Genomic DNA, 24,171 nt, shown 5'->3' with positions numbered 1-24,171 from the left:
GTTGCCCATGAAAGCCTCTGCCGCCGAGCAGCGAACGCTGCTCGACCTCGCCGACCTCGATGCCGAGATCGCGAAGACCGCGCACAGTCGTAAGAACCTGCCCGAGGACGCCCAGCTCGCCGAACTGGCGACGAAGCTCGACGCGGCGCGCGACGACGTCGCCGCGTCGCGGGTAGCGGTCGACGACCTCACAGTGGTGTACGAACGGTTCGACCGCGAACTGTCCGGGATGGCCGACCACGTCGCTCGCGACAAAGCGGCGATCGAGGCCGGAACGACGGGACACAAGGCGATCGCCGAGTTGCAGCGGGAACTCGAATCGCTCGAGCGTCGCCGCGACGCTCTCGAAGGCGAGATGCTCGAGCTCATGGAACAGCAGGAGGCGACGTCGACCGAGGCCGACCGGGCCGAGGCGACGTTGCTGACCCTGACCGAGAACGAACTCGACCTCGTCGCCAAGCGCGACGCGGCGGCGCAGACCGTCGACGCGAGGTCGGCCGACCTCACCGAGCGACGGACCGCTCTGGCGGCGACGATCGACGCCGACCTCGTCGGTGTCTACGAGAAGCTCCGCCAACGAGGCCAGGTCGGAGCCGGCCTGGTCCAAGCACGTCGATGCGGCGCATGCCGGATGGAACTGGACCCGCGCACATTGTCACGGATCGCCGCGGCCGACGAAGACGAGGTGCTGCGGTGCGAGGAGTGCGGCGCGATCATGATCCGCACCGACCACTCCGGCCTGCCGGGGCAGGGGCGGCCCCGTGAGTGACGAGCAGAAGAGGAGCGGACCGAACTGGCAGGGACAGACGGCTCCGCCGACCCGCATCATCCTGCTCAGGCACGGTCAGACCCACCTGTCGGTGGAACGCCGCTACTCCGGCCACGGAGATCCCGCCCTCAGCGACACCGGCCTGGAACAGGCGACTGCCGCCGCGACTCGCCTCGCGGACCACCCGTTCGGCGGGATCGACGCAATCGTGTCGTCGCCGCTGTCCCGAGCGCGTGCGACCGCCGAGTTCGCCTCCCGCGTCCTCGGCCTGGACGTGACTGTGCACGAAGGCCTGATCGAGACCGACTTCGGCGACTGGGAGGGTCTGACGTTCTCCGAGGCAGCCGAACGCGACGGACGACTGCACCGTAAGTGGCTGAGCGACGTCGACGTCACCCCGCCGAACGGCGAGAGCTTCGCACAGGTGGGCCAGCGCATCGCGCAGGTCCGAGACGACCTGGTGGACCAGTACGCAGGCCAGACCGTCCTCGCCGTCAGCCATGTGACGCCGATCAAGACGTTCCTGCGCGGCGCCCTCGGCGTCGGCCCCGAACTGCTGTTCCGGCTGCATCTGGACCTCGCGTCGTACTCGATCGTCGAGTTCTATCCCGACGGCGGCTCGGTGGTTCGACTCGTCAACGACACCGCGCACCTGCAGACGCAGCGCGTGTGACGGTGCGCGGCGCGAGCTGCGGTATCCTCGAACGGCGAACGAGCCGACCGGGCGGCCGCGGCGACGGGACCACGCAATTCATTGCGCAGGCCGGAAGCCGAGGAAAGTCCGGACTCCACAGCAGCAGGGTGGTTGCTAACGGCAACCCGGGGTGACCCGCGGGACAGTGCCACAGAGAACAGACCGCCGTCCCGTCCGCGGGACGGTAAGGGTGAAACGGTGCGGTAAGAGCGCACCAGCGACACGGGTGACCGTGACGGCTCGGTAAACCCCACCCGGAGCAAGGCCGAAGTCCGCACCGCGAGTCGGTGCGGATGCGCGAGTGTTCGAGGACTGCTCGTCCGAGCTCGCGGGTTGGCCGCTCGAGGCACCCGGCGACGGTGTGTCCAGATGGATGGTCGCCACCGGCCCGCAAGGGTCGGGACAGGATCCGGCTTACACGTCGGCTCGTTCGCCCACTTCCGACGAGTTGTATTCGGCGACCACTACATTCGGGGTATGCAACCGACCACGGGTATCCGACGCAGAGTGCGTGCCGCCGCCATCGACTTCGACCGGATCCGCAGGGAACTCGATCTCACCGCTGACTTTCCGGCCGCGGCGACCGCCGAGGCGCAGAGCGCCGCCGATCGATTCGCCGACGGCCGCGCCGACCGGACCGACATCGAACTCGTCACCATCGACCCGCCTGGATCCAAAGATCTGGACCAGGCACTCCGCGTGGTGCCCGACGGTGACGGCTTCCTCGTCCACTACGCGATCGCCGACGTCGCAGCGCTCGTGGAACCCGGCGGAGCGATCGACGCGGAGAGCCGCGAACGCGGCCAGACGATGTACTTCCCGGACGGGAGTGTGCCGGTCCACCCCCGACCGCTGTCCGAAGGCGTCGGATCGCTGCTGCCCGACGAAGTCCGCCCCGCTGTCCTGTGGACCGTCCGCGTCGACAGCTCCGGCGAGACCACTGAGGTCGGCGTCGAACGGGCGATCGTCCGCTCGCGGAAGCGATTCGACTACGCGGAGGTGATGGCCGCTCACGAAGCCGGGCGTCTGCACCCGTCCATCGTCGCTCTGCCCGCGTTCGGGCAGACCCGCCTCGCCTGGTCGCTGCGGCGTGGATCCGTCCAATTGGACCTGCCAGACCAGGAGATCGTCCGGCACGACGGCGGCCGCGCGTGGACTCTGCAGATCGCGCCGCGCACCCCCGCCGACAACTGGAACGCGCAGGTGTCGCTCCTGATCGGGATGTGCGCGGGCGACATCCAGCGTCGCGCTGGGATCGGACTGCTGCGGACGGTGCCGCAGGCATCGGACGAGGCGATCGCTGAACTCCGCAGCGCCGCAAAGACTCTCGGAGTCCCGTGGGCCGCCGACGCGTCGCCCGGCGAGTTTCTGGCCGGACTGCAGGCCGACGCGCCGACGACCCTCGCACTCATGACGGTCGGGGCGCGACTGATGCGCGGCTCCGGCTACCTGACTCTCGAACCGGGCGAACACTACGACGCCGCCGACGTCGTCCACGCAGGCGTCGGCGGCGCGTACTCACATGTCACGGCGCCGCTGAGACGTCTCGCCGACCGGTACGCGACCGAGGTGTGCCTTGCGGTGACCGGCGGACGCGAGGTTCCCGACTGGGTGACCGAAGCCCTTCCGTCCCTTCGCAAGACGATGGCGTCGTCGGATCAGTTGGCGTCGAAGGCCGAACGACGCAGCGTGGACCTCACCGAGGCGACGGTCCTCGCCGACCAGGTCGGCGCGCGCTTCGACGCCGTCGTCATGCGCGACGCGAACGGCGAACGACCCGCAGAGGTGTTCATCTCGTCGCCTGCCATCATCGGCGCGTGCGACGGAGCCCCCGCAGCCGGGACCACATGCACGGTGGAAGTGACCGTCGCCGACGTCGAGGAAGCGCAGGTCCGGTTCGCAGTGAGGGAGGAGGTCAGAGCCGTCGGTACGCCTTGACGGCTTTACGCCCGCGAGCCTCTTCGCGGGCGTCCAACCGGCCGAGCACGAACAGCGCTGCCGGGCTCAGCGGCGTGCGCTCGGCGACATCGGCCAGCTTCGCTCGGTTCACCGCGGTGTCGTTGAAGACGCCGAGGTGGTTCTGCACCTTCTTCGCGTAGGCGCCGACGTCGGCGAACGACGACCGCCGCAGAGGAGCCGCCGAATCCGCCGTGTACCGAGTCGCCTTGGCGCGCTTGCGGATCGTGTGGAGCGCCTCCACCCATTCGGGCGACCACGAGTCGTGTCGACGCAAGGCTTTCTGGGCGCGTCGCAGCCGCCGGTACGACATGGCGACCGCTTCGGCCGCCACATCTCGAGCGGGACTGTCGGCGTCGATGCCCGGCGCCGGATCGGCGATCAGATCGTCGAGGTCGTCCAGCAGTGCCAGGTAGCGATCGGTGGACAAGGCGTACCGCATCGCATGGACGGCACGCGCGTGTCGTACACGTTCACCTTCGACGAGCGCCTCGTGCAGGTCGGCCGGCGAGTTCTCTCGAGCCAGCATCAACTCGTTGGTCTCCAGCGCGACCTCGAGGTCGCGGGCCTCGCCGAGCACGGCGCCGAGAAGTTTGAGCTCGGCTGCGATGGGGGCGACCGACTGCGGGGTGAGGACCTGGGGGTACGACGTCAGAATCGACCGCAGTCGCCGTGCGGCCACCCGCATCTGGTGAACGGCGTCGGGGGCGTCGTCGCGGGCGGGCGGATCGTACGCCACGAGAGCGTCGCGGTGCGCGGCCAGCCCGGCCAGCACGAGGTCGAGTGCCGTCGACTTGCGGCCGACATCGCGCGGCTCGTCGTCGATCGGCTGCGAACCGATCGCGCGCGCCAGCTTGGAGACGCTCGACGCCTTCCTGGCGCCAGCCTCCTTCAGGTACGCCTTGGCGCGCTTGAGGAGTGCACCGTCGCCCTCGACGAGTTCGAACTCCCACTCGGCCCACCGTTCGACACCGCCGCCGGGCAGCAGCGACTCGGCCGACACGAGGTCCTCGCAGAAGACGGCGAGTTCGCGACCGTCGGCGTCGAACACGCTTGTCACCGTGCGGTCGGTGGTGATCGTCGCGACCGGGCTGAGCTCGCCTCGCCGCACGATGGACGCGACCTGATCGCGGATCAAGTCGGGTACGCCGTCATCGGTCGGCGCATCGTCGAACGACACTCCGAGTTCGCGTCGAGCGGACTTGACGGTCGACGGACGCTTGAGGTGCCAGCCGCTGTCGGTGCCGCCGGTCCGACGCCGCAGTGTGGTGCGATGCCGCGCGAGGACGGTGTCGGCGGTGTCGTAATACGTGGCTTCGAGAAGATAGGTCTGCGGTGTCGACACAGTCCCGTCGGGGACGAGTCCCGCCAGGTCGGGCGCGGGCAGGCCCGCGTCGACGTCGAACTTCAGCTCGATCTCGAGGGACTCGTGGGCGCTCATGGCGTGGGTGCTCCTGTGCTCAGCCTGCGGGTGGTGCGAAACGGTCGGTGGCCTCGACCAGGTGGTGGACGATGCCGGGCTCGAACGACGCGTGGCCGGCGTCGTCGACGATGTGCAGGTCGGCGGCGGGCCACGCCCGGTGCAGGTCCCACGCACTGCGCATCGGGCAGACGACGTCGTAACGTCCCTGCACGATCACGGCCGGAATGTGCTCGATGCTGCCGATGTCCCGGAGCAATTGGCCGTCGTCGAGAAAGCCGTGGTTGACGAAGTAGTGGTTCTCGATCGTCGAAAACGCCAGGTCCCACGGTCCGCCGTCTCCGGAGGCCGGCCGCGGAGCCAGGTAGCTGGTGCGCCCCTCCCAGTCGGCCCACGCGCTCGCGGCCTCCTGCGCGACCTGGCGGTCGTCGCCGGTCAACAGCCGGTGATAGACGGAGACGAGATCCGTGTGGCGGTCACCGCCGGGCCGCTCGTCGTCCGGGATCGGCTCGAGGTAGCGCTCCCACACGTCCGGGAAGATGTTGGCTGCCCCGCCGTTGTAGTACCAGTCGATCTCGCTGCGTCGCAGCAGGAAGATCCCGCGCAGTACGAGCTCGGTGACGCGGTCGGGGTGTCGTTGTGCGTACGCCAGACCCAGGGTCGATCCCCACGAGCCCCCGAACACCTGCCAGCGGTCGATGCCGAGGTGCTCGCGCAGTGCCTCCATGTCGGCGATCAGATGGTCGGTGGTGTTGACCGACAGGTCGGCGCCGTCGCTGATGTGCGGCCGTGACTTGCCGCAGCCGCGTTGGTCGAACAGCACGATCCGGTAGCGCAGAGGGTCGAAGAATCGGCGTTGGGCGCCAGACGTCCCGCCGCCGGGCCCGCCGTGCACGAAGACCACCGGCTTCCCGTCCGGGTTGCCGGTGGTCTCCCAGTAGATCTCTTGTCCGTCGCCGACGGACAGATGGTCGGACGCGTACGGTTCGATCTCCGGATACAGCGTGCGCATGCGCCCAACCCTAGTCGTCAGTGCACGAGTCGTCAGTACGAGTGCTCGGGGCCGGGGAACGACGAGGACGCGACCTCGCTCGCGTACTGGCGCGCGGCCGAGCGCAGGTCGTCGCCGAGGCTCGCGTAGCGTTTGACGAACTTCGCGGTCTTTCCGTGCGTGTACCCGGCGGCGTCCTGCCAGACGAGGACCTGCGCGTCGGTCTCGTGGCCGGCGCCGATGCCGACGGTGGAGATGGTCAGCTTGCGAGTGATCTGGCCTGCGATGTCGGCGGGCACCATCTCCATGACGACGGCGAACGCCCCGGCCTCCTGGACGGCGATCGCGTCGGCGATCAGCTGGTCGCCCGCTTCGCCGCGGCCCTGGACGCGGTAGCCACCGAGGCCGTTGACGCTCTGCGGAGTGAAGCCGATGTGCGCCATCACCGGGATGCCCGCGGCAGTGAGCGCGGCGATCTGCGGTGCGACGCGTTCGCCGCCCTCGATCTTGATCGCGTGCGCGCCGGACTCTTTGAACATGCGGATCGCCGACTCGAGCGCCTGCTGCGGGCTGGCCTCGTACGTCCCGAACGGAAGGTCGGCGACGACGAGGGCGTGCGGCGCGCCGCGGACCACGGCCCGGGCGAGCGGGATCAGTTCGTCGAGCGTGATCGGGATGGTGGTGTCGTAGCCGTAGACGACGTTGGCCGCGGAGTCGCCGATCAGCAGGACCGGGATCTCGGCCTCGTCGAAGATTCGGGCCGTCGAGTAGTCGTACGCGGTGAGCATCGCCCACTTGTGGCCTTCGGCCTTCCACTTCGCGAGATGCTGAATGCGGACCGGACGGCGCGGGGACGACGTGGGGGCGACGGAACCGTAGACGGGGTTCTCCGACATGACTTGCCTCATTTCTGCCTCGAGTCCCGCGTGAGGCGGGTACCCGGGTTGGTGTGGACGCCCCTGATTCTTCCACCGTCGGTGTATAACCGGCAGGGGCCGGTGGGTGGCATTAGTCACATGAGCGGGGCAGACGGGGAAAGTCGGGGCCGAACCGACCGGTGTAACACGCGCGTAACTGCGGAGCACTAGGGTTCGGGTATGGATCGCCAACAGGAATTCGTGCTGCGCACCCTCGAGGAGCGCGACATCCGCTTCGTCCGGCTGTGGTTCACCGACGTCCTCGGATACCTGAAGTCCGTGGCTATCGCCCCGGCCGAGCTCGAAGGCGCTTTCGCCGAAGGCATCGGATTCGACGGCTCGGCGATCGAAGGGCTTTCGCGCGTCTCCGAAGCGGACACCGTCGCCAAACCCGATCCGTCGACGTTCCAAGTGCTTCCGTGGATGAGCGACGAGAAGCAGTACTCGGCTCGCATCTTCTGCGATATCGCGATGCCCGACGGGACGCCGTCGTGGGCCGATCCGCGTAACGTCCTGCGCCGACAGCTCAACAAGGCGGCCGATCAGGGGTTCACCTGCTACGTCCACCCGGAGATCGAGTTCTTCCTCATCAAGGACGCCCCGGACGACGGCTCCCCGCCGATCCCCGCGGACGGCGGCGGCTACTTCGATCAGACGTTCCACCACGCGGCCCCCAACTTCCGGCGGCACGCGATCGACGCGCTCGAGTCGATGGGGATCTCTGTCGAGTTCTCCCACCACGAGGCGGCCCCCGGCCAGCAGGAGATCGACCTTCGGTACGCGGACGCACTCTCGATGGCCGACAACGTGATGACGTTCCGTTACCTGGTCAAGCAGGTCGCGTTCAACGACGGCGTCCGAGCGACGTTCATGCCCAAGCCGTTCACCGATCACCCGGGGTCGGCCATGCACACGCACCTGAGTCTGTTCGAGGGCGACACGAACGCCTTCCACGACCCGGACGACCCGATGCAGCTCTCGACTGTCGGACGGCAGTTCGTCGCGGGAATCCTCGAGCACGCCAGCGAGATCAGCGCCGTCACCAACCAGTGGGTCAACAGTTACAAGCGGCTCGTCTACGGCGACGAGGCTCCGACCGCCGCAACGTGGGGTCGGGCCAACCGGTCGGCGATGGTGCGTCTGCCGCTGTACACCCCGAACAAGGCCTCGTCGCGTCGCGTCGAGGTCCGCACGCCCGACTCCGCCTGCAACCCGTACCTGACCTTCGCGGTACTCCTGTCCGCCGGACTCAAAGGCATCGAGGAAGGGTACGAGCTTCCCGAGGAGGCCGAAGACAACGTCTGGGCGCTGACGCCAGCCGAACGTCGGGCGATGGGCTATCGGGAGCTGCCCGGCTCACTGGCCGACGCGCTGACCGAGATGGAGAAGTCCGAGCTGGTGGCAGAGACGCTGGGGGAGCACGTCTTCGACTACTTCCTCCGGAACAAGTGGGCCGAGTGGACGGCGTACCGCGGCCGCGTGACACCGTTCGAACTCGAGCGCTACCTGCCGCTATAAGGGGTCTGAAGAGTGACGAGAGGTGGACGCCGCTCGACGGTGCCGAGCCCAGGACGCCTCGGGCTGCTTGACGAGAACGCGCGCGAGAATCTGGCCGCGCTCGGTTGGTCGTCGCTCGACGACGTCGACCTGCTGTGGGCGCTCTCGCGTGCCCCGGACCCGGACCTGGCGCTGCGAGCACTGAATCGTCTGCGCGAACGGGACGACGACCCGTGGCGTGAGATCGATGCGCTGCTGCACACGTCGAAGCCGTTCCGCGGCCGTCTCCTTTCGGTGCTCGGCGGCTCGGATGCGCTGGCCGACCACGTCATCGCCGAAGCCGATGCCTGGCGGCTGCTGATCGACGACACGATGCCGACCGCCGACGAGTCGCGGGCGTCGTTGTTGGCGGCTGTGGACGCGGTGGCGGACCCGAGCGCCGACGACGGCGACCGGACGTTCCGTGCGGGCGTCACCGGCAACGACGCCGTGACACATCTGCGTCGCGCATACCGTGACCAGGTTCTCGTCGTGGCTGCGCACGACCTCGCGGCGACCGTCGAAGACGAACCCGTCCTCTATCTGCCCGAAGTCGGCGGCAGGCTCGCCGACCTCGCCGACGGTGCGTTGACCGCGGCGTTGGCCGTCGCGATCGCCGACGTCCTCGGCGACGATCCGCTCGAGACGCGTATGGCCGTCGTCGCGATGGGCAAATGCGGTGCGCGCGAACTCAATTATGTGAGCGACGTGGACATCGTCTTCGTCGCCGAGCCTGCGGACACGACGTCGGCGCGAATCGCGGGCGAGATGATGCGGATCGGGTCGCTCGCCTTCTTCGACGTCGATGCGGGGCTGCGGCCCGAAGGGAAGTCGGGGGCCCTGACCCGCACCCTCGAATCGCACATCGCGTACTACAAGCGGTGGGCCAAGACCTGGGAGTTCCAGGCGCTGCTGAAGGCTCGGCCGATGGCGGGCGACATGAGCCTGGGCTACGACTACGTGCTCGCGACGTCGCCGATGGTGTGGGACGCGTCCGAACGGGACGACTTCGTCCCCGAAGTGCAGGCGATGCGCAGGCGCGTCGAGTCGTCGGTCCCCGACGACTTCAAGGCGCGGAACCTGAAGCTCGGACGGGGCGGCCTGCGGGACGTCGAGTTCGCCGTCCAACTGCTGCAGATGGTGCACGGCCGGGTGGACGCGTCACTGCGCGTCCAGTCGACTCTCGACGCCCTCGACGCCCTGGTCACCGGCGGATACATCAGCCGCGATGACGGCGCGAACTTCTCGGCGTCGTACCAGTTCCTGCGACTCCTCGAGCATCGACTGCAATTACAGCGGCTGCAGCGGACCCATGTGCTTCCCGACCTCGACGACGAGCCGGCAGTGCGGTGGCTGGCGAGGGCGGCGCACGTGCGCCCCGAAGGCGACAAGGATGCCGCGGCAGTCTTCCGTCGTGGTCTGCGCAAACAGATCTCGCGGGTGCGTCAACTGCACGAGAAGCTGTTCTACCGTCCGTTGCTCGACGCCGTCGCGCGGCAGGACAAAGGGCTGCTGCGACTCACCGACGACTCGGCCAAACGCCAGCTCGCTGCACTCGGCTACGCGATGCCGGACCGCGCGCTCGCGCATATTCGGGCGCTCGCGTCCACGCCCGGCCGGACCGGGGCGATCCAGTCGATGATCCTGCCGGAACTGCTCGAGCACATCAGTGACGCGCCCGACTCGGACGCAGGCCTGCTCAACTATCGCAAGCTCAGCGAACAGATGGGGACCACATCGTGGTACCTGCGGTTGCTGCGCGACGACGGCGTCGTCGCCGAGTCTCTGATGCGAGTGCTCGGAACGAGCGAGTACATCGCCGACCTGCTGATGCGGTCGCCCGACGTCATCCAGCTGTACTCGATCGGTGCGGCGGGGCCCAAGCTCACCGAGATCGACTCGGCGGACGTCGCGAAGGGACTGCGCGCGTCGATGCGCCGCGCCCCCGACCTGAAGCGTGCGATCGCCGTGGCGCGTTCGCATCGTCGCGCAGAACTGGCGCGGATCGCGTCAGCGGACATCCTGGGCCTGATGAGCGTCCAAGAGGTGTGTCAGGCGCTGTCGACGGTGTGGGCCGCCGTCCTGGACGCCGCGCTCGAGAAGGTGATCGAAGAGTCCCTGCGTACGCGGGGGACCCCGGCGCCCGCACGGATCGCCGTGATCGGCATGGGGCGGCTCGGCGGCGGCGAGCTCGGATACGGCTCGGACGCCGATGTGCTGTTCGTCTGCGAGTCCGTCGACGGAGTCAGCGACCCGGATGCGGTGAACTGGGCGCAGAGCATCGCCGAGCAGGTTCGGACGATGCTCGGATCGCCAAGCGCCGATCCGCCGCTCGAAGTGGACATCGGACTGCGACCTGAGGGACGCAACGGCCCGGTGGTGCGAACCCTCGCGTCGTACGAGGCCTATTACCGGCAGTGGGCCGAAGCCTGGGAGGTGCAGGCGTTGCTGCGCGCGCACACCGTCGCGGGCGACGCCGAGCTCGGCCTGGACTTTCTGCACATGATCGACAAGACTCGGTATCCGGCCGGGGGAGTGTCGCCCGAATCGGTTCGTGAGATCCGTCGGATCAAGGCGCGCGTCGACTCCGAACGACTGCCTCGCGGAGCGGATCCGGCGACGCACACCAAGCTCGGCCGCGGCGGACTCGCCGACGTCGAGTGGACGGTCCAGCTGACTCAGCTGCGGTATGCGCACGAGTATCCGTCCCTGCACAACACGTCCACGCTGGAGACGTTGGCGGCCATCGCGGAAGCGGAGTTGATCCCCGCCGATCAGGTGGAGACTCTCACCGAAGCCTGGATCACCGCGACCCACGCCCGGAACGCGTTGGTGCTGGTGCGCGGCAAACCTGTCGATCAACTGCCCGGTCCTGGTCGTCAACTGCGTGCCGTCGCGTATGCGGCGGGATGGCCGCAGGAGGAGGCGACCGAGTTCCTCGAGCACTACATGCGGGTCACCCGTCGCGCGAAGGCAGTGGTCGTCGAAGTGTTCGGCGGCTGACGCGCAGCCTGCGGTCGCCGGACCGTGAATCGGACAATTCGTCGTGAGACGGCCACGGACAGTCGTGCCGCTGCGTAGACTGTCCCGAGACCGCCGCGCGATCGGGCGCAGGTAGAGATCGTGGAGGCAGAGACGACGTGGATTCCTTGCGTACCCGTATCGGGCGTGCGGCCGCCGACGCGGTGATCGCGTCGGTCCGTATCGGACAACAAGCGACCAAGCCTCTTTTAGTGCTCGGAAACCAAGTGGTGCAACGGTTCCCGAAGGAACTGGTTCCGTTGGGAAGCGAGCAGAACAACGCGCAGGGTCGGGTCGTCTACGACTTCTTCGCGGGAATCGGTCCTGAGCTCGCGCACCCTGGCGGCGACCTGCCCGGCGCCAACCGCTGGGACGAGCCGCTCGACCCGGAGCATCCGATCCCGGTGATCCTCGTGCACGGAACAGCAGGCGGCGGCCAGACCAACTGGGGGACATACGTTCCGTTGTTGACGGAAGCCGGCTACTCGGTGTTCAGCCTCACCTACGGTGCGATCGACGGGGCGCGGTGGCCGATCTCGGCGCTCGGCGGCATGAAGCCGATCGAGGAGAGCGCCGCAGAGTTCGGTGATTTCGCGGAGAAAGTGATGGCGGCGACCGGCGCCGACAAGGTCCACGTCGTAGGCCACTCGCAGGGAACGCTGGTGCCGAACTACTGGGCGAAGTACCTCGGCGGCGCCGACAAGATCGCCAAATACGTCTCGCTCGCACCGCTCTGGGAGGGGACGTCGCTGATCGACCGGGCCAGCCTGGTGTTCACCGGCGCCAACAAGCGACTCGGCCTGGATCCGGCGACCGTCATCCCGTGTCGTGCGCTTCCACAGATGATGGACGGCTCGTCGTTCATTCAGAAGATGAACGCCGACGGCGGACCGTATCTGCCCGGCATCGAGTACACGAACATCTCGACCGTCCACGACGAGCTCGTCCGCCCGTTCACCTCAGGTCAGGTACCGGGACGGGACGGGACGGCGGTGCACAACATCGTCCTGCAGAACGGGTGCGTCAAAGACCTGTCCGACCACCTCGGCATCTGCGGATCGCCGCGGGCCGCGGCCTTCGTCCTCAACGCGCTCGACGACCAGCCGACGCACGTGGTCCCGTGCCAGGTGGTCGCACCGTTCTTCGGCACCCCGCTCCTGCGTCGCACCGGCGGCGTCCCCGAACTCATCAAACCGTTCGCGGCGCCGCCGGGGAGAGAGACGAAGGCGGCTGCGTCGGTCCGTCAGTAGCCGTCGACGATCTTCAGCGCGAAGACCAGGGTGTCGTTGCCCTCGATCTTCGCCTGCGGATTTCCGTTCGGTCCGTACCCGTCGGTCGGGGTCATCGCGACGGCGACGGTCGACCCGACCTTCTGGCCGACGAGTGCCTTCGAGAAGCCGGGCACGACCTCGGTCGGAATGAACTCGGCGGGCTCACCGCGCTCGAAGGCGTTGTCGAAGGTGGTGCCGTCACGTCCGTTGACGCCCTGGTAGCAGACAGTCACACTCATCGCCTCGGTGACTTCGTCGCCGTCGCCCTCTGAGAGGGTCTTCACAGCGGTCTGGTCGACAGTGAACGGTCCCTGGACGGTGATGAGGGGAGCGTTGTCGTCAGTCGGCGCGACGACGTCGAGCGTTCCGGTCTTGCCCTGCAGTGTCCAGTCGGCCTCCGTGCCGGGGGCGGGCGCCTCGGTCGGGCACGTCGGATCACTCGGTGCGGCGGCATCGTCGTCGGACGAGCAGCTGGCGAGAGCGAGGGCGGCGAGGGCCGCCGGAATCAGGATGAGGGGCTTGAGCTTGGTCTTCGACGTCATGGACGTCAAGGCTACCGGCAGGCTCCGCCGGGCAGCAGACGCAGGTTGGTCGTCAGCCAGTCGGCGATCTCATCGAGGTCGCGAGTACCGGCCTCGAACGTCATCCCGGGGCGGTGCGTGCTCATCGAGACTGCGGTCTGTCTGCCGTCGGGCAGCGTCAGCACGCCGATCTGGCGGACGACGTAGCCGCCGTCGGGCGCTTCGCCCCAACCGCCTTTGACGGGGCTGCGGTCGCCGATGCGGCGCAGACCCCAGTCCTGCACGCCCGCCACGTCGCCCATCAACTCGAGGACGTGGTCGCTGCCGATCATGCAGGGCAGATGAGCAGTCCACGTCGCCGAATCGGCGAGCGTCCACGGCGTCTCACCGAGCATCGGGAAGTCGTTGCCGTGGCGTGCCGCTGGGACGGTCGTCGTGTCGCCGCCCTCGCGGAGTACGGCGGTCAGCTCTTCGGACGCCTTAACCGGGGAGCCGAACGATCGGGTGAGGATGCGTGCGGATTCGTTGTCGGAGTCGATGACGGCGTTCGCCTCGGTGCGGCTCATGCCGTGTTTACGCTCGGCGGCCAGTCCCAGCGGCGCTTTGATCGTCGACCACGCGTCCTGGACGCCCTGATCGCCGAACAGAAGAGGTCTGCCGCCGCCGACGGGAGTGAGCGCGACTCCGGTGGGCGCAGCCAGGTGCAATGCGGCGAACGACTCTTCCAGAGTCTGAGCGGGTACCGAACTCGACGGCGCGGCGGACGGGGGAGCCGAGTCGTCGCCGCGCCCGAAGACGAAGTAGCTCCCGACTCCGAGAAGAACGACGACGGCCACCACGATCACCGCGACGGCGAGACGGCGCGGCGCGCGGCCGTCGTCGTCCGGCGTCGTAACGCGGTGCCGTCCACTCATCGTGTCCCCTTGATCGGATTTCTAGCGTCCCGCCGTGGCGTCGGTGCGGCCACAGACCTGCAGGTGTGCAAGACGTCGAGCCTACCGGTCTGCCGTCGACGATCGGCGAATCGTCCCAGGGACATCGGATCCAGGTGTGACGAACGTCCCGCGCAGTGGCCTGTCGGTGAGTGAACGTCGGTCAGTCGGGGTACGTGCCTGGCACACAGACGACTCGACCCGCTCGGCGATCAGGGAGGTGATCGGCGAGCGGGTCGAGGTGTGCTGTGGTCGGCCTGCCGAACAGAGCGGATCTGCCAGCAGGTCAAGAATCAGCAGTCGTAGTAGAGCGAGAACTCGTACGGGTGCGGACGGATCTGGATCGGCTCGATCTCGTCCTCACGCTTGAGCGCGATCCAGGTCTCGATCAAGTCCTCGGTGAACACGCCGCCTGCGGTCAGGTAGTCGTGGTCCTGCTCCAGGCGATCGATGACCGCGGCGAGCGACGTCGGAGCCTGCGGGATGCCCTTGGCCTCCTCCGGGGGAAGCTCGTAGAGGTCCTTGTCGACGGGCTCGTGCGGCTCGATCTTGTTCTTCACACCGTCCAGGCCTGCCATCATCATCGCGGCGAACGCCAGGTACGGGTTACCGGAGCTGTCGGGGCAACGGAACTCGACGCGCTTGGCCTTCGGGTTGTTGCCGGTCACCGGGATGCGGACGCAGGCGCTGCGGTTGCGCTGGCTGTAGACCAGGTTGATCGGGGCCTCGTAGCCCGGGACCAGACGCTTGTAGGAGTTCATCGTCGGGTTGGTGAACGCCAGCAGCGACGGTGCGTGGTGCAGGATGCCGCCGATGTAGTGGCGCGCCATGTCCGACAGTCCCGCGTAGCCCGACTCGTCGTGGAACAGTGGCTTGCCGTCCTTCCACAGCGACTGGTGGGCGTGCATGCCCGAGCCGTTGTCACCGAACAGCGGCTTCGGCATGAACGTGACCGACTTCTGGTTCTGCCACGCCGTGTTCTTGATGATGTACTTGAACAACTGGACGTCGTCCGCCGCGTGCAGCAGTGTGTTGAACTTGTAGTTGATCTCGGCCTGACCGCCGGTGCCGACCTCGTGGTGGCCGCGCTCGAGCTCGAAGCCCGAATTCGTCAGGTTGGACGACATCTCGTCGCGCAGGTCGACGTAGTGGTCGTACGGAGCGACGGGGAAGTAGCCGCCCTTCTGGCGGACCTTGTAGCCGAGGTTCGGGGTGCCGTCCGGGTTGGTCGGCGACGATGCGTTCCACCAGCCGGAGACCGACTCGACCTCGTAGTGGGTGGAGTTCATCTCGGAGCTGAACGAGACCGAGTCGAAGATGTAGAACTCGGCCTCGGCTCCGAAGAAGCAGGTGTCGGCGACGCCGGTCGAGAGCAAGTAGTCCTCGGCCTTGCGGGCGACATTGCGCGGATCGCGGCTGTAGGCCTCACGCGTGAACGGGTCGTGGACGAAGAAGCTGATGTTCATCGTCTTGGCCTTGCGGAACGGATCGATGCGGGCCGTCGCGGGGTCGGGGAGGAGCATCATGTCCGACTCGTCGATCGACTGGAATCCGCGGACGGACGAACCGTCGAACGCCAGGCCCTCGGTGAAGACGTCCTCGGTGAACGCTGCTGCGGGGATCGAGAAGTGCTGCATGGTGCCCGGCAGGTCGCAGAAACGGATGTCGACGTACTCGACGCCTTCGGACTTGATGCCTTCGAGCAGCTCTTCGTTCGTGTTGTACACGGTTGGCCTGACTCCTTAAATCAAAACGTTCCGGCCAGAACCTCTGACCGCAGGCCGCATCGACCGGGTTCGGCAGGTGCGACTCTCACCGAGAAATCTATGGAGGTGAGGTTGCCCGGGCGTCAAGCGAATGTTTCCCCTGTGTTACGTCACGGGCGACGTGTTACAGGTTAGTCGCCTGGCGCCGACGCGCGTGGGGTGATCGGCCTCTGTGTGCCGGTGGTCACGGGAAAACGGATAATACCGCCCGACGACTACGATGGGCTCATGACTGCACGGCGTGAAGAGCAGGCGTCCAGGCGCGCAATGGGGACTTGGCTGTCGGGTACTCAGATGCCTGGCGGCGAGAACAACGATTACCGCGGCCAGGATCTGGGGCTCCCGGAGAGTGGAGTGGGCTCCCTGTCGACCGGCTGGCAGCGAGTGCTCGGGCTGCTCGTCGACTGGTTGCTGTCGTACGGCATCGCGCTCCTCATCGTCGGCTGGGGCAGCAACATCGGCACGTCAGTGCTGATCGTCTGGTTCGTGATCGGCGTGTTGACCGTGACGTTCTTCGGGTTCACCCCGGGGCAGTACATCACCGGTATGCGCGTGGCGCGTGTCGACCACGGTGCGGAACGCGGGGCCGAGGAAGCGGCGGGCGAGGTTCCGCGGGCCGCCGTCGGCCCGGTCCGTGCTCTCGCGCGCCAGGTGATGATCAGCTTCGTCGTTCCCGCCCTCATCAACGATTACAACGGTCGCGCCATGCATGACCGCGCCACCGGCACCGCACTGGTTCGAACTCGCTGAGGTCGCGGGGTCTCGGGTCTCGACTCCGCTCGACCGGCGGTGGGTGCTCGACCGGCGGTGGGGGTCTCGACTCCGCTCGACCAGCAGTGGGTGCTCGACCGGCGGTGGGCTCAGCGGCGACGGACAGTGCGGGCGGCGCCGCGCATCTTGGCGCCCTGCGGCATCGGGCCCTTCGGCATCGCCGCGCCGGCTCCGCCCTTGGCCTTCAACGCGGCGAGGCGACCCTCAAGGGCGTCCATCCGGTTGCGGTCGATGTTGCCGGGAAGCTTGCGGATGTGACGCTCGAGCTTGGGGAGCGGAACCTGGTCCTCTTCGTTGCCGACGACGATCACGTAGATGGGAGTGTCGCCGACGACCCGAGCGGACTTCTTCTTCTCCTGAGCGAGCAACGGCTTGACCCGGTTCGCCTGGCCTTCGCCGACGAGGATGACGCCCGGCTTGCCGATCACCCGGTGCACCGCGTCCAAATGCGACGTGCCCACGACGGCCTGCTGCACACGCCACTGGCCCTTGATGTTGCTGAGTGCCCAACCCGCTGCGCCCGGCTGGCCTTCGGCCTTGCGGAACACGGTCTTCTGGACCCGTCGACCGAACACGATGAACGAGAGAAGCACGCCGAGAATCAGACCCAGCGGGATCATCAACCACAACGGGCCGAAGTTCGCGAAGAGCGACAGCAGGACGAAGACCACCGTGACGGCGACGATGATCCCCACCATCAGCGGAATGAGGGCCTTGTCCTCCTTGCGCTGCATCTGGAACGCTTGCCAGATCTGCTGGCGACGTTCCTTGCTCGCCGCCTTGCGGGTGGCCTTCGCGGCCGCCTTCGCCTCTTTACTCGCTTTGTCTTGCGCCTTCGCCATACCGACAGTCTACGGGGCGTCGCCGCGACAGTCCGAAGCGGAATGGCCTGCGTCGGACACCGTTCGTCCCGGACCGCCTGCGGTTGTCAGTTCGCCATGCGAGCGAGGACGCTCGACGCCTCCTGAGCAGTGGAGCCCTCGGCGGTCAGGTGCGCGAGTTCGGGCGCGATCTCACGACCGTGGCGGGCCATCGCCTGGGCGTAGAGGCGTCCGGCACGGTAGGACGAGCGAACCAGCGGGCCAGCCATGACTCCGGCGAAGCCGAGTTCTTTGGCGTACTCGGAGTGCTCGACGAACTCTTCGGGCTTCACCCAGCGATCCACCGGGTGGTGGCGGGGCGAGGGCCGCAGGTACTGGGTGATCGTCACGATGTCACAGCCGGCTTCGTGCAGATCGCGCAGCGAATCGCGGATCTCCTCGGGCGTCTCGCCCATGCCCAGGATGAGATTGGACTTGGTGACCAGACCGAAGTCACGGGCCTGCGTGAGCACGTCGAGCGACCGCTCGTAGCGGAACGCGGGACGGATCCGCTTGAAGATGCGCGGCACCGTCTCGACGTTGTGGGCGAGTACCTCGGGTCGGGACTCGAACACCTCGGCGAGGAGGTCGGGCTTGGCGTGGAAGTCCGGAATCAAGTTCTCCACACCGGTGCCCGGGTTGAGCTCGTGAATCTTGCGCACCGCCTCGGCGTACAGCCAGACGCCCTCGTCGGGGAGGTCGTCGCGGGCGACGCCGGTGATCGTCGAATACCGCAGCCCCATCGAGCGGACGGACTCGGCGACGCGTCGCGGCTCGTCGCGGTCCAGGGGGGACGGCTTGCCGGTGTCGATCTGGCAGAAATCGCACCGGCGGGTGCACTGCTCGCCGCCGATCAGGAACGTCGCCTCGCGGTCTTCCCAGCACTCGTAGATGTTGGGGCAGCCGGCCTCTTCGCACACGGTGTGCAGGCCTTCGCCCTTCACGAGGGACTTGAGCTCGGTGTACTCCGGACCCATCGTCGCGCGAGTCTTGATCCACTTCGGCTTGCGTTCGATCGGGGTCTGCGCGTTGCGGACCTCCAAGCGAAGCAGTTTGCGGCCCGCGGGAGCGTCAGCGGACGAACCGGAAGGCGTGGACGGTGTGGATGGCGAAGCAGTCACTGCGGAGTTCCTACGGTTGCGGGTTCAGTGGATGTGAGGGTGTCTGCGGTGTGTCCGGGCGACGGAGGGACCGGATCGTCGAGACAGTCGGTGACCGCGGCGGTCACGTCGTCGAGGACGTCGGCGACAGTCAGTGCGGCACCGGTCTCCGTCGCGATGGACGTGACTCCGGCGTCGGCGATGCCGCACGGGACGATCGCCTCGAACACCGACATGTCGGGGTCGACGTTCAGGGCGAAGCCGTGGAGGGTGACGCCTTTGGCGACTCGGATGCCGATCTGGCCGAGCTTGCGCTCGCCTGCGTCGTCGCGCACCCACACGCCCGATCGGCCGTCAATGCGTCCCGTCGTGACGCCGTGCGCATCGCTCACCCGGATCAGCGCTTCTTCCAGACGGCGCACGTAGTCGACCACGTCGACCGGCTCGGCGAGCGCGATGATCGGATACCCGACGAGTTGTCCCGGACCGTGCCAGGTGATCCGTCCGCCGCGGTCGACGTCGATCACCGGTGCGCCGTTCACCGGTCGGTCGGAGTCCTGGGTGCGTTTGCCCGCCGTATACACGGACGGATGTTCCAACAGGAGCATCACGTCGTGGTCGAGCACTCCGGAAGCGCGCTTGTCGGCCAGGTCGTGCTGCAGCCGGTACGCCTCCTGATAGTCGACGGAGCCGAGCAGACGAACCTCGATGGGTTCGGTGCTCAACCGGGCGGATCCGTTACGCACAGCGATTCTCCTAGACGGAAATGGGGGAGGCAGCCAGGACGAGGCTGACGGGGACTGGGTGATCGGTCCGTGCACGCACAGACAGTCCAACATCAAGTGCGGCGCAAACTATTCCGTGGCGGAATTCTCCCGGGCGGACCGATTCGGGGCGGACTGCCGTCAGACGCCGAACCGCCGCCCGCCGCGACCCGAGGGTCGCAGCGGACGGCGGTCGCGATGTCTCGGGCGTCTTACAGCCCTAGATCGGCGGCGAACTCCGCCGCTTCCAGTCGCTGGCGGACCGACGTCAGGAAACGACCGGCGTCGGCGCCGTCGATGAGACGGTGATCGTAGGTCAACGGCAGGTACGCCATCGACCGCGAGGCGATCGATTCGGTGCCGTCCGACGCGGTCAGTACGACGGGGCGCTTGACGATCGCACCGGTGCCGAGCATCGCCGCCTGCGGCGGAACCAGGATCGGTGTGTCGAACAGCGCGCCCTGACTTCCGATGTTGGTGATCGTGAAGGTGCCGCCTGCGAGCTCGTCCGGCTTGAGGCCGCCGTTACGCGCACGGTCGGCGATGTCGGCGATCGCCCGAGCCAGACCGGCCAGCGATAGATCGTCGGCGTTGTGGATGACCGGCGACAGCAGACCCTGCGGCGTGTCGACGGCGATGCCCAGGTGCACGTTCGCGTGGTACGTGATCTCCTTGGCCTGCTCGTTGATCGACGCGTTCACGTTCGGGTGCGCCTTGAGCGCTTCCACGACGGCCTTGGCGAAGAACGGCAGGTACGTGAGGTTGACGCCCTCGGCAGCCTGGAAGTTGGCCTTCGCCGACTTCCGCAGCGCTGCGACACGGCTCATGTCGACCTCGTGGACCTGCGTCAGCTGTGCGCTGCTCTGCAGCGACTCGCGGGTCTTCGCGGCAGTGATCTGTCGGATGCGGTTGATCTTCTGCGTGGTGCCGCGCAGCGCAGCCAACTCCGGGCTCGCGGCGGCAGGCGCAGCGGCGGCCGGTGCTGCGGCGGGAGCCGGTGCTGCCGCCGGAGCCTTCTTCGCTTCGGCCGCGGCCAGCACGTCCTGCTTGCGGATGCGGCCGCCGACACCGGTGCCGGAGACCGACGACAGATCGACGTCGTTCTCGGCCGCGAGCTTGCGGACGAGGGGAGTAACGTACGGCGTCGACTCGAGGGTGTTCGCCTCTGCCGGTGCTGCCTTGTTCGATCCTGCTTCGTTCGATGCCGGAGCGGGCGCCGCTGGCTCGGGAGTCGAAGCTGCGGGAGCCGCCTGCGGCTCGGGCTCGGGAGTCGGCGCGGGCTCAGGAGTAGATTCGGCCTTCGGAGCCGGCGCGGCCGGAGCGGATGCTGCCGGGGCGGCGTCCTTGTCTCCGACGACGGCCAGCCGGCCACCGACCTCGACGACGTCGTCGGTGTCGGCGACGATCTCCAGCAGTGTGCCTGCGACCGGCGACGGGATCTCGGTGTCGACCTTGTCGGTCGAGACCTCGAGCAGGGGCTCGTCCACCTCGACGGTGTCGCCGACCTGCTTGAGCCAGTTCGTGACAGTGCCTTCGGTGACGGACTCGCCGAGTTCGGGCATCACGACGTCGGTGCCGGAGGCGGAGCCCGCGGCGGCGGACTCGGCAGAGCTGGACTCAGTCGGGGCCGACTCAGCCGGGGCGGCTTCGGTCGCAGCGGGAGTCTCCTGCGCGGGCTCGGAAGGCTCCGGCTCGGAAGGCTCGGGCTCGGAAGGCTCGGCAGGGGCCGATTCGGGAGCGGAATCGGCGCTCTCGCCCTCGTCACCGATCAACGCGAGTTGGCCGCCGACCTCGACCACGTCGTCCTCGTGCGCCAGGATCGAGGTGAGAACACCCGCGACCGGCGACGGGATCTCGGTGTCGACCTTGTCGGTCGAGACCTCGAGCAGGGGCTCGTCGACTTCAACGGTGTCGCCTTCCTGCTTCAGCCATTGGGTGACGGTGCCCTCGGTGACGCTCTCACCCAGTGCGGGCATCTCAACAGAGAAGGCCATTGCGTGTGACTCCCTAAACTCGTGAACTTTGTTATGTCCGGTCTAGCCGATGCGGGTCTGATCTGCGTCCGCGGGGGTTATGCGTGACGCAGGCTGCAGGCGGTGGATCGACCGACTCCCGCGATTCACAGTACCCGCCGACTGTCGTGCGCTCAGGGGAGTGGCCCTCCTACCCGTGAGTAGGAGTTGTGGAGCTGGTCACCCCTTGTCTGCGATGTCTTCGAGGACGGCGACGAGGGTCCGCACGGGCACGCCGGTGCCGCCTTTCGCGGTGTATCCCCACGGGCCGCCGGAGTTGAACGCCGGGCCCGCGACGTCGACGTGGGCCCACCCGACGTCGTCTGCGACGAACTCGCGCAAGAACATCGCGGCCGACAGCATTCCGCCCCACCGGTGGTTGGTGACGTTCGCCAGATCTGCGACCCGCGAGTCGAGGTCGGCGCGGAGTTCGGTGGGCATCGGCATCGGCCAGCCGTTCTCGCCGACGCTCTGCGAGAGGGCGGCCACTCGATCGCGGAACTCGTCGGTCCCCAGGACACCCGGGGTGCGGGTTCCCAAAGCGACCATCTGCGCGCCGGTCAGGGTCGCGGTGTCGATGAGGTAGTCGGGCTCGTCCTCGCACGCGCGGACGATGGCGTCAGCAAGGACCAAGCGTCCCTCAGCGTCGGTGTTGAGTACCTCGACGGTGGTCCCGCCGTACTGGGTCAGCACGTCGCCCGGTCGCTGCGCAGTCCCGGACGGCATGTTCTCGGCCATTGGGACGGTCGCGATGACGGTGACGCCGACGTCGAGGCGTGCAGCGGCGACGGCCGTCGCGATGACCGCTGCCGCTCCGCCCATATCGGAGGTCATCGCCTCCATGCCTGCTGCGGGCTTGAGTGAGATGCCGCCGGTGTCGAAAGTGATGCCCTTGCCGACGAGGGCGACCTTCTTGTCCGAGCCCTTCGCCTCGTGGATGAGGCGGACCAGGCGTGGCGGCCGCGAACTGCCTTTGCCGACCCCGACGATGCCGCCGTAGCCGGCTTTCGTGAGCTCGGTGTCGTCGAGGATCTCGACGCGCAGCCCGGCCTGGCTGCCGAGGACGCGGGCGCGCTCGGCGAACTCGGCGGGGAACAAGTGACTCGGCGGGGTGTTCACCAGGTCTCGCGCGATCGCGACGGAGTCGGCGACCGCAACTGCGCGGTCGAGCTCGGCCCGGTTCTCCTTGGTCTTCGGAGCCAAGAGCCGCACCTTCGAGGGCGGGCGCTCGTCCGAGCGTGACTTGTCGGTGCGGAACTCGTCGAACCGGTAGGCGCCGAGGTAGAAGCCTTCGGCGACGGGGCCGATCGCGGCCGCCGAGAGCGTCGACGCGACAGTGGCGACGCCGTCCAGAGCGCGGATCGCATTGCCTGCGGCCTTGCGCAGCGACTCGGCGTCGTCGGGCTCGTCGCCGAGTCCGACCGCGAGGATCCGGGACACCGGGAGTGACGCGGGTGCGGGAATCGTCGTCAGCGCGCCGGACTTGTGGGTCGCGCCCAACGCACCCAGCGCGGCTGTCACGCCGTCGGCAGTCTCATCGTCGAACAGGTTGTCGGCGACGAGGAGCGTCGGCGGTTCGCCGTCGGCGTCCGGGACGGTCAGGCCGATCACCAGGACGTCGTCGTCCTTGGCGAGGGCGGTGGTCAGTTCGATGCGCGGGCCGCGTTCGCGGGCGGAGAAATCGTTGCTGCTCACAGAAGTCAACTCTGCCACAGGTGCGTGTGCCTCGAGTCGGCGCGGGCGATACCGTAGCGGGCATGACCGAACTCCTCGCAGGCCCCATCGCCGACCGTCACGCAGCCCTGCAAGCATCGTTCGCCGCATTCGGCGGCTGGGACATGCCCGTGTCGTATTCCGGCACCGTCGCCGAACACACGGCGGTCCGCGAGGCCGTCGGAATCTTCGACGTAAGCCACCTCGGCAAGGCGCTCGTCGCCGGCCCCGGCGCCGCGGCGTTCGTCAATCGCACCCTCGCCAACGACCTCGGCAAGGTCGTGCCGGGCAAGGCCCAGTACACGATGTGCTGTACCCCCGAGGGCGGCGTGATCGACGACTTGATCACCTATCTGGTGAGCGACGACGAGGTCTTCCTGATCCCGAACGCCGCGAACACGTCGGCCGTGCTCGAGGCGTTGCGTGCGGTGGTGCCCGACGACATCGAGATCACCGACCTGCACCGCGAATACGCGGTGTTCGCCGTGCAGGGGCCGCGGTCGACCGACGTCCTCGACGCCCTCGGGCTGCCGACCGGCATGGACTACATGGCGTTCGACGACGCCGAGATCACCGTCGACGGGGCGACCCGCCGGGTCCGGGTCTGCCGGACGGGGTACACCGGTGAGCACGGTTACGAGGTCCTGCCGCTCTGGGCGGACGCAGGCGTCGTATGGGACGCACTGATCGCGGAAGTGACCGCTCGGGACGGCCTGCCCGCCGGGCTCGGCGCCCGCGACACGCTGCGCACGGAGATGGGCTATGCGCTGCACGGACACGAGTTGAGCGTCGACGTCACGCCGGTCCAGGCCCGCAGTTCGTGGGCCGTCGGCTGGGACAAGCCCGAGTTCTTCGGGCGTGACGCCCTCGTCGCCGAGCGCGAGGCAGGCCCCGCGCGGCGTCTCTACGGACTCAAGGCCACCGGGCGGGGCGTTCCGCGCGCAGACTGCACCGTCCACGCGGAGGCCGGCGGGGAGCAGATCGGCGTGTGCACGTCTGGCACGTTCTCGCCGACGCTCAAGCAGGGCATCGCCCTCGCGTTCATCGACGTCGCATCCGGCATCAAGAAGGGCGCCAGCGTCGTGGTCGACGTCCGCGGACGCGCCCTCGAATGCGACGTGGTGTTGCCGCCGTTCGTCGAGGGTCACGTCTGACTC

Annotated in this window: 19 protein-coding genes and 1 other RNA gene; 9 read left to right on the top strand and 11 right to left on the bottom strand. The window is 67.9% G+C overall.

The window, feature by feature from the left end; all coding sequences use genetic code 11:
* Positions 1-7: 7 nt before the first annotated feature.
* From L5G32_RS11270 to L5G32_RS11255, 4 genes are all read left to right on the top strand, one after another.
* Entirely contained in the window at positions 8-769 is a 762-nt protein-coding gene (locus L5G32_RS11270; RefSeq protein WP_237011125.1) for a zinc ribbon domain-containing protein, read from the top strand.
* Positions 762-1,442, top strand: coding sequence for a histidine phosphatase family protein (locus L5G32_RS11265; RefSeq protein WP_237011124.1), 681 nt, complete (start codon positions 762-764; stop codon positions 1,440-1,442). Before L5G32_RS11270 ends, L5G32_RS11265 begins: the two co-directional genes overlap by 8 nt.
* Before the next feature lie 39 nt (positions 1,443-1,481).
* Positions 1,482-1,896: RNase P RNA component class A (gene rnpB / locus L5G32_RS11260), an RNA gene on the top strand.
* A 44-nt stretch (positions 1,897-1,940) separates the two neighbouring features.
* Complete coding sequence (locus tag L5G32_RS11255; RefSeq protein ID WP_237011123.1) at positions 1,941-3,401, top strand: RNB domain-containing ribonuclease; 1,461 nt, start codon at positions 1,941-1,943, stop codon at positions 3,399-3,401.
* Here L5G32_RS11255 and L5G32_RS11250 read toward each other — a convergent pair.
* The 3 genes from L5G32_RS11250 to panB are packed head-to-tail and all read right to left on the bottom strand — an operon-like array spanning position 3,379 to position 6,726.
* Positions 3,379-4,860 (bottom strand): CYTH and CHAD domain-containing protein, encoded by a 1,482-nt coding sequence (locus L5G32_RS11250; RefSeq protein ID WP_237011122.1) that lies wholly within the window; start codon positions 4,858-4,860, stop codon positions 3,379-3,381. The genes L5G32_RS11255 and L5G32_RS11250 overlap by 23 nt on opposite strands.
* 19 nt (positions 4,861-4,879) lie before the next feature.
* Positions 4,880-5,851, bottom strand: a complete 972-nt coding sequence (gene pip, locus L5G32_RS11245) for a prolyl aminopeptidase (protein ID WP_237011121.1) — start codon at positions 5,849-5,851, stop codon at positions 4,880-4,882.
* Between the two features lie 32 nt (positions 5,852-5,883).
* A complete protein-coding gene (gene panB, locus L5G32_RS11240; protein ID WP_237011120.1) occupies positions 5,884-6,726 on the bottom strand; it encodes a 3-methyl-2-oxobutanoate hydroxymethyltransferase in 843 nt (280 codons plus the stop codon).
* A gap of 201 nt (positions 6,727-6,927) precedes the next feature.
* Between panB and glnA (L5G32_RS11235) the strand changes: the two genes are divergently transcribed.
* The 3 genes from glnA (L5G32_RS11235) (at position 6,928) to L5G32_RS11225 (ending at position 12,554) form a co-directional block, all read left to right on the top strand.
* A complete protein-coding gene (gene glnA / locus L5G32_RS11235; RefSeq protein ID WP_237011119.1) occupies positions 6,928-8,265 on the top strand; it encodes a type I glutamate--ammonia ligase in 1,338 nt (445 codons plus the stop codon).
* A 12-nt stretch (positions 8,266-8,277) separates the two neighbouring features.
* Positions 8,278-11,286, top strand: coding sequence for a bifunctional [glutamine synthetase] adenylyltransferase/[glutamine synthetase]-adenylyl-L-tyrosine phosphorylase (locus L5G32_RS11230; protein WP_237011118.1), 3,009 nt, complete (start codon positions 8,278-8,280; stop codon positions 11,284-11,286).
* 137 nt (positions 11,287-11,423) lie between these two features.
* Positions 11,424-12,554, top strand: coding sequence for an esterase/lipase family protein (locus tag L5G32_RS11225; protein WP_237011117.1), 1,131 nt, complete (start codon positions 11,424-11,426; stop codon positions 12,552-12,554).
* On the opposite strand, the gene L5G32_RS11220 is transcribed toward L5G32_RS11225, so the two are convergent.
* From L5G32_RS11220 to glnA (L5G32_RS11210), 3 genes are all read right to left on the bottom strand, one after another.
* Entirely contained in the window at positions 12,548-13,117 is a 570-nt protein-coding gene (locus L5G32_RS11220) for an FKBP-type peptidyl-prolyl cis-trans isomerase (RefSeq protein WP_237011116.1), read from the bottom strand. The two genes, L5G32_RS11225 and L5G32_RS11220, sit on opposite strands and share 7 nt — an antisense overlap.
* Before the next feature lie 11 nt (positions 13,118-13,128).
* Entirely contained in the window at positions 13,129-14,010 is an 882-nt protein-coding gene (locus L5G32_RS11215; RefSeq protein ID WP_237011115.1) for a hypothetical protein, read from the bottom strand.
* Positions 14,011-14,321: 311 nt separating this feature from the next.
* Positions 14,322-15,755, bottom strand: a complete 1,434-nt coding sequence (gene glnA, locus L5G32_RS11210) for a type I glutamate--ammonia ligase (protein WP_237011114.1) — start codon at positions 15,753-15,755, stop codon at positions 14,322-14,324.
* Between the two features lie 267 nt (positions 15,756-16,022).
* On the opposite strand from glnA (L5G32_RS11210), the gene L5G32_RS11205 reads away from it, so the two are divergent.
* Entirely contained in the window at positions 16,023-16,544 is a 522-nt protein-coding gene (locus L5G32_RS11205) for an RDD family protein (protein WP_237011113.1), read from the top strand.
* Between the two features lie 110 nt (positions 16,545-16,654).
* Here L5G32_RS11205 and L5G32_RS11200 read toward each other — a convergent pair whose 3' ends face one another.
* From L5G32_RS11200 to L5G32_RS11180, 5 genes are all read right to left on the bottom strand, one after another.
* The gene (locus L5G32_RS11200; protein WP_237011112.1) at positions 16,655-17,407 is read right to left on the bottom strand and encodes a DUF4191 domain-containing protein; all 753 of its coding nucleotides are present in this window, start codon (positions 17,405-17,407) and stop codon (positions 16,655-16,657) included.
* Positions 17,408-17,493: 86 nt separating this feature from the next.
* Complete coding sequence (gene lipA / locus L5G32_RS11195) at positions 17,494-18,546, bottom strand: lipoyl synthase (protein ID WP_237011111.1); 1,053 nt, start codon at positions 18,544-18,546, stop codon at positions 17,494-17,496.
* Positions 18,543-19,271 (bottom strand): lipoyl(octanoyl) transferase LipB, encoded by a 729-nt coding sequence (lipB, locus tag L5G32_RS11190; protein ID WP_237011110.1) that lies wholly within the window; start codon positions 19,269-19,271, stop codon positions 18,543-18,545. Before lipB ends, lipA begins: the two co-directional genes overlap by 4 nt.
* A 230-nt stretch (positions 19,272-19,501) precedes the next feature.
* On the bottom strand, positions 19,502-21,283 hold the full coding sequence (sucB, locus tag L5G32_RS11185) for a 2-oxoglutarate dehydrogenase, E2 component, dihydrolipoamide succinyltransferase (RefSeq protein WP_237011109.1): 1,782 nt from the start codon (positions 21,281-21,283) through the stop codon (positions 19,502-19,504).
* Positions 21,284-21,481: 198 nt separating this feature from the next.
* Complete coding sequence (locus L5G32_RS11180) at positions 21,482-22,996, bottom strand: leucyl aminopeptidase (RefSeq protein ID WP_237011108.1); 1,515 nt, start codon at positions 22,994-22,996, stop codon at positions 21,482-21,484.
* Positions 22,997-23,058: 62 nt separating this feature from the next.
* On the opposite strand from L5G32_RS11180, the gene gcvT reads away from it, so the two are divergent.
* Entirely contained in the window at positions 23,059-24,168 is a 1,110-nt protein-coding gene (gcvT, locus tag L5G32_RS11175; protein WP_237011107.1) for a glycine cleavage system aminomethyltransferase GcvT, read from the top strand.
* Positions 24,169-24,171: the final 3 nt, after the last annotated feature.

The organism is Gordonia zhenghanii (assembly GCF_021738965.1).
Taxonomy (GTDB): Bacteria; Actinomycetota; Actinomycetes; order Mycobacteriales; family Mycobacteriaceae; genus Gordonia; species Gordonia zhenghanii.
The sequence above is the reverse complement of the archived record's forward strand: the minus strand, read 5'-3'. Positions and strand labels throughout refer to the sequence as shown.

What these genes read in the sequence shown, in the direction of transcription:
- L5G32_RS11270 (WP_237011125.1), top strand. Translation starts at nt 8, where the DNA reads ATGAAAGCCTCTGCCGCCGAGCAGCGAACGCTGCTCGACCTCGCCGAC.
- L5G32_RS11255 (WP_237011123.1), top strand. Translation starts at nt 1,941, where the DNA reads ATGCAACCGACCACGGGTATCCGACGCAGAGTGCGTGCCGCCGCCATC.
- L5G32_RS11250 (WP_237011122.1), bottom strand. Translation starts at nt 4,860, where the DNA reads ATGAGCGCCCACGAGTCCCTCGAGATCGAGCTGAAGTTCGACGTCGAC.
- pip (WP_237011121.1), bottom strand. Translation starts at nt 5,851, where the DNA reads ATGCGCACGCTGTATCCGGAGATCGAACCGTACGCGTCCGACCATCTG.
- panB (WP_237011120.1), bottom strand. Translation starts at nt 6,726, where the DNA reads ATGTCGGAGAACCCCGTCTACGGTTCCGTCGCCCCCACGTCGTCCCCG.
- glnA (WP_237011119.1), top strand. Translation starts at nt 6,928, where the DNA reads ATGGATCGCCAACAGGAATTCGTGCTGCGCACCCTCGAGGAGCGCGAC.
- L5G32_RS11220 (WP_237011116.1), bottom strand. Translation starts at nt 13,117, where the DNA reads ATGACGTCGAAGACCAAGCTCAAGCCCCTCATCCTGATTCCGGCGGCC.
- L5G32_RS11215 (WP_237011115.1), bottom strand. Translation starts at nt 14,010, where the DNA reads ATGAGTGGACGGCACCGCGTTACGACGCCGGACGACGACGGCCGCGCG.
- L5G32_RS11205 (WP_237011113.1), top strand. Translation starts at nt 16,023, where the DNA reads ATGACTGCACGGCGTGAAGAGCAGGCGTCCAGGCGCGCAATGGGGACT.
- L5G32_RS11200 (WP_237011112.1), bottom strand. Translation starts at nt 17,407, where the DNA reads ATGGCGAAGGCGCAAGACAAAGCGAGTAAAGAGGCGAAGGCGGCCGCG.
- sucB (WP_237011109.1), bottom strand. Translation starts at nt 21,283, where the DNA reads ATGGCCTTCTCTGTTGAGATGCCCGCACTGGGTGAGAGCGTCACCGAG.
- gcvT (WP_237011107.1), top strand. Translation starts at nt 23,059, where the DNA reads ATGACCGAACTCCTCGCAGGCCCCATCGCCGACCGTCACGCAGCCCTG.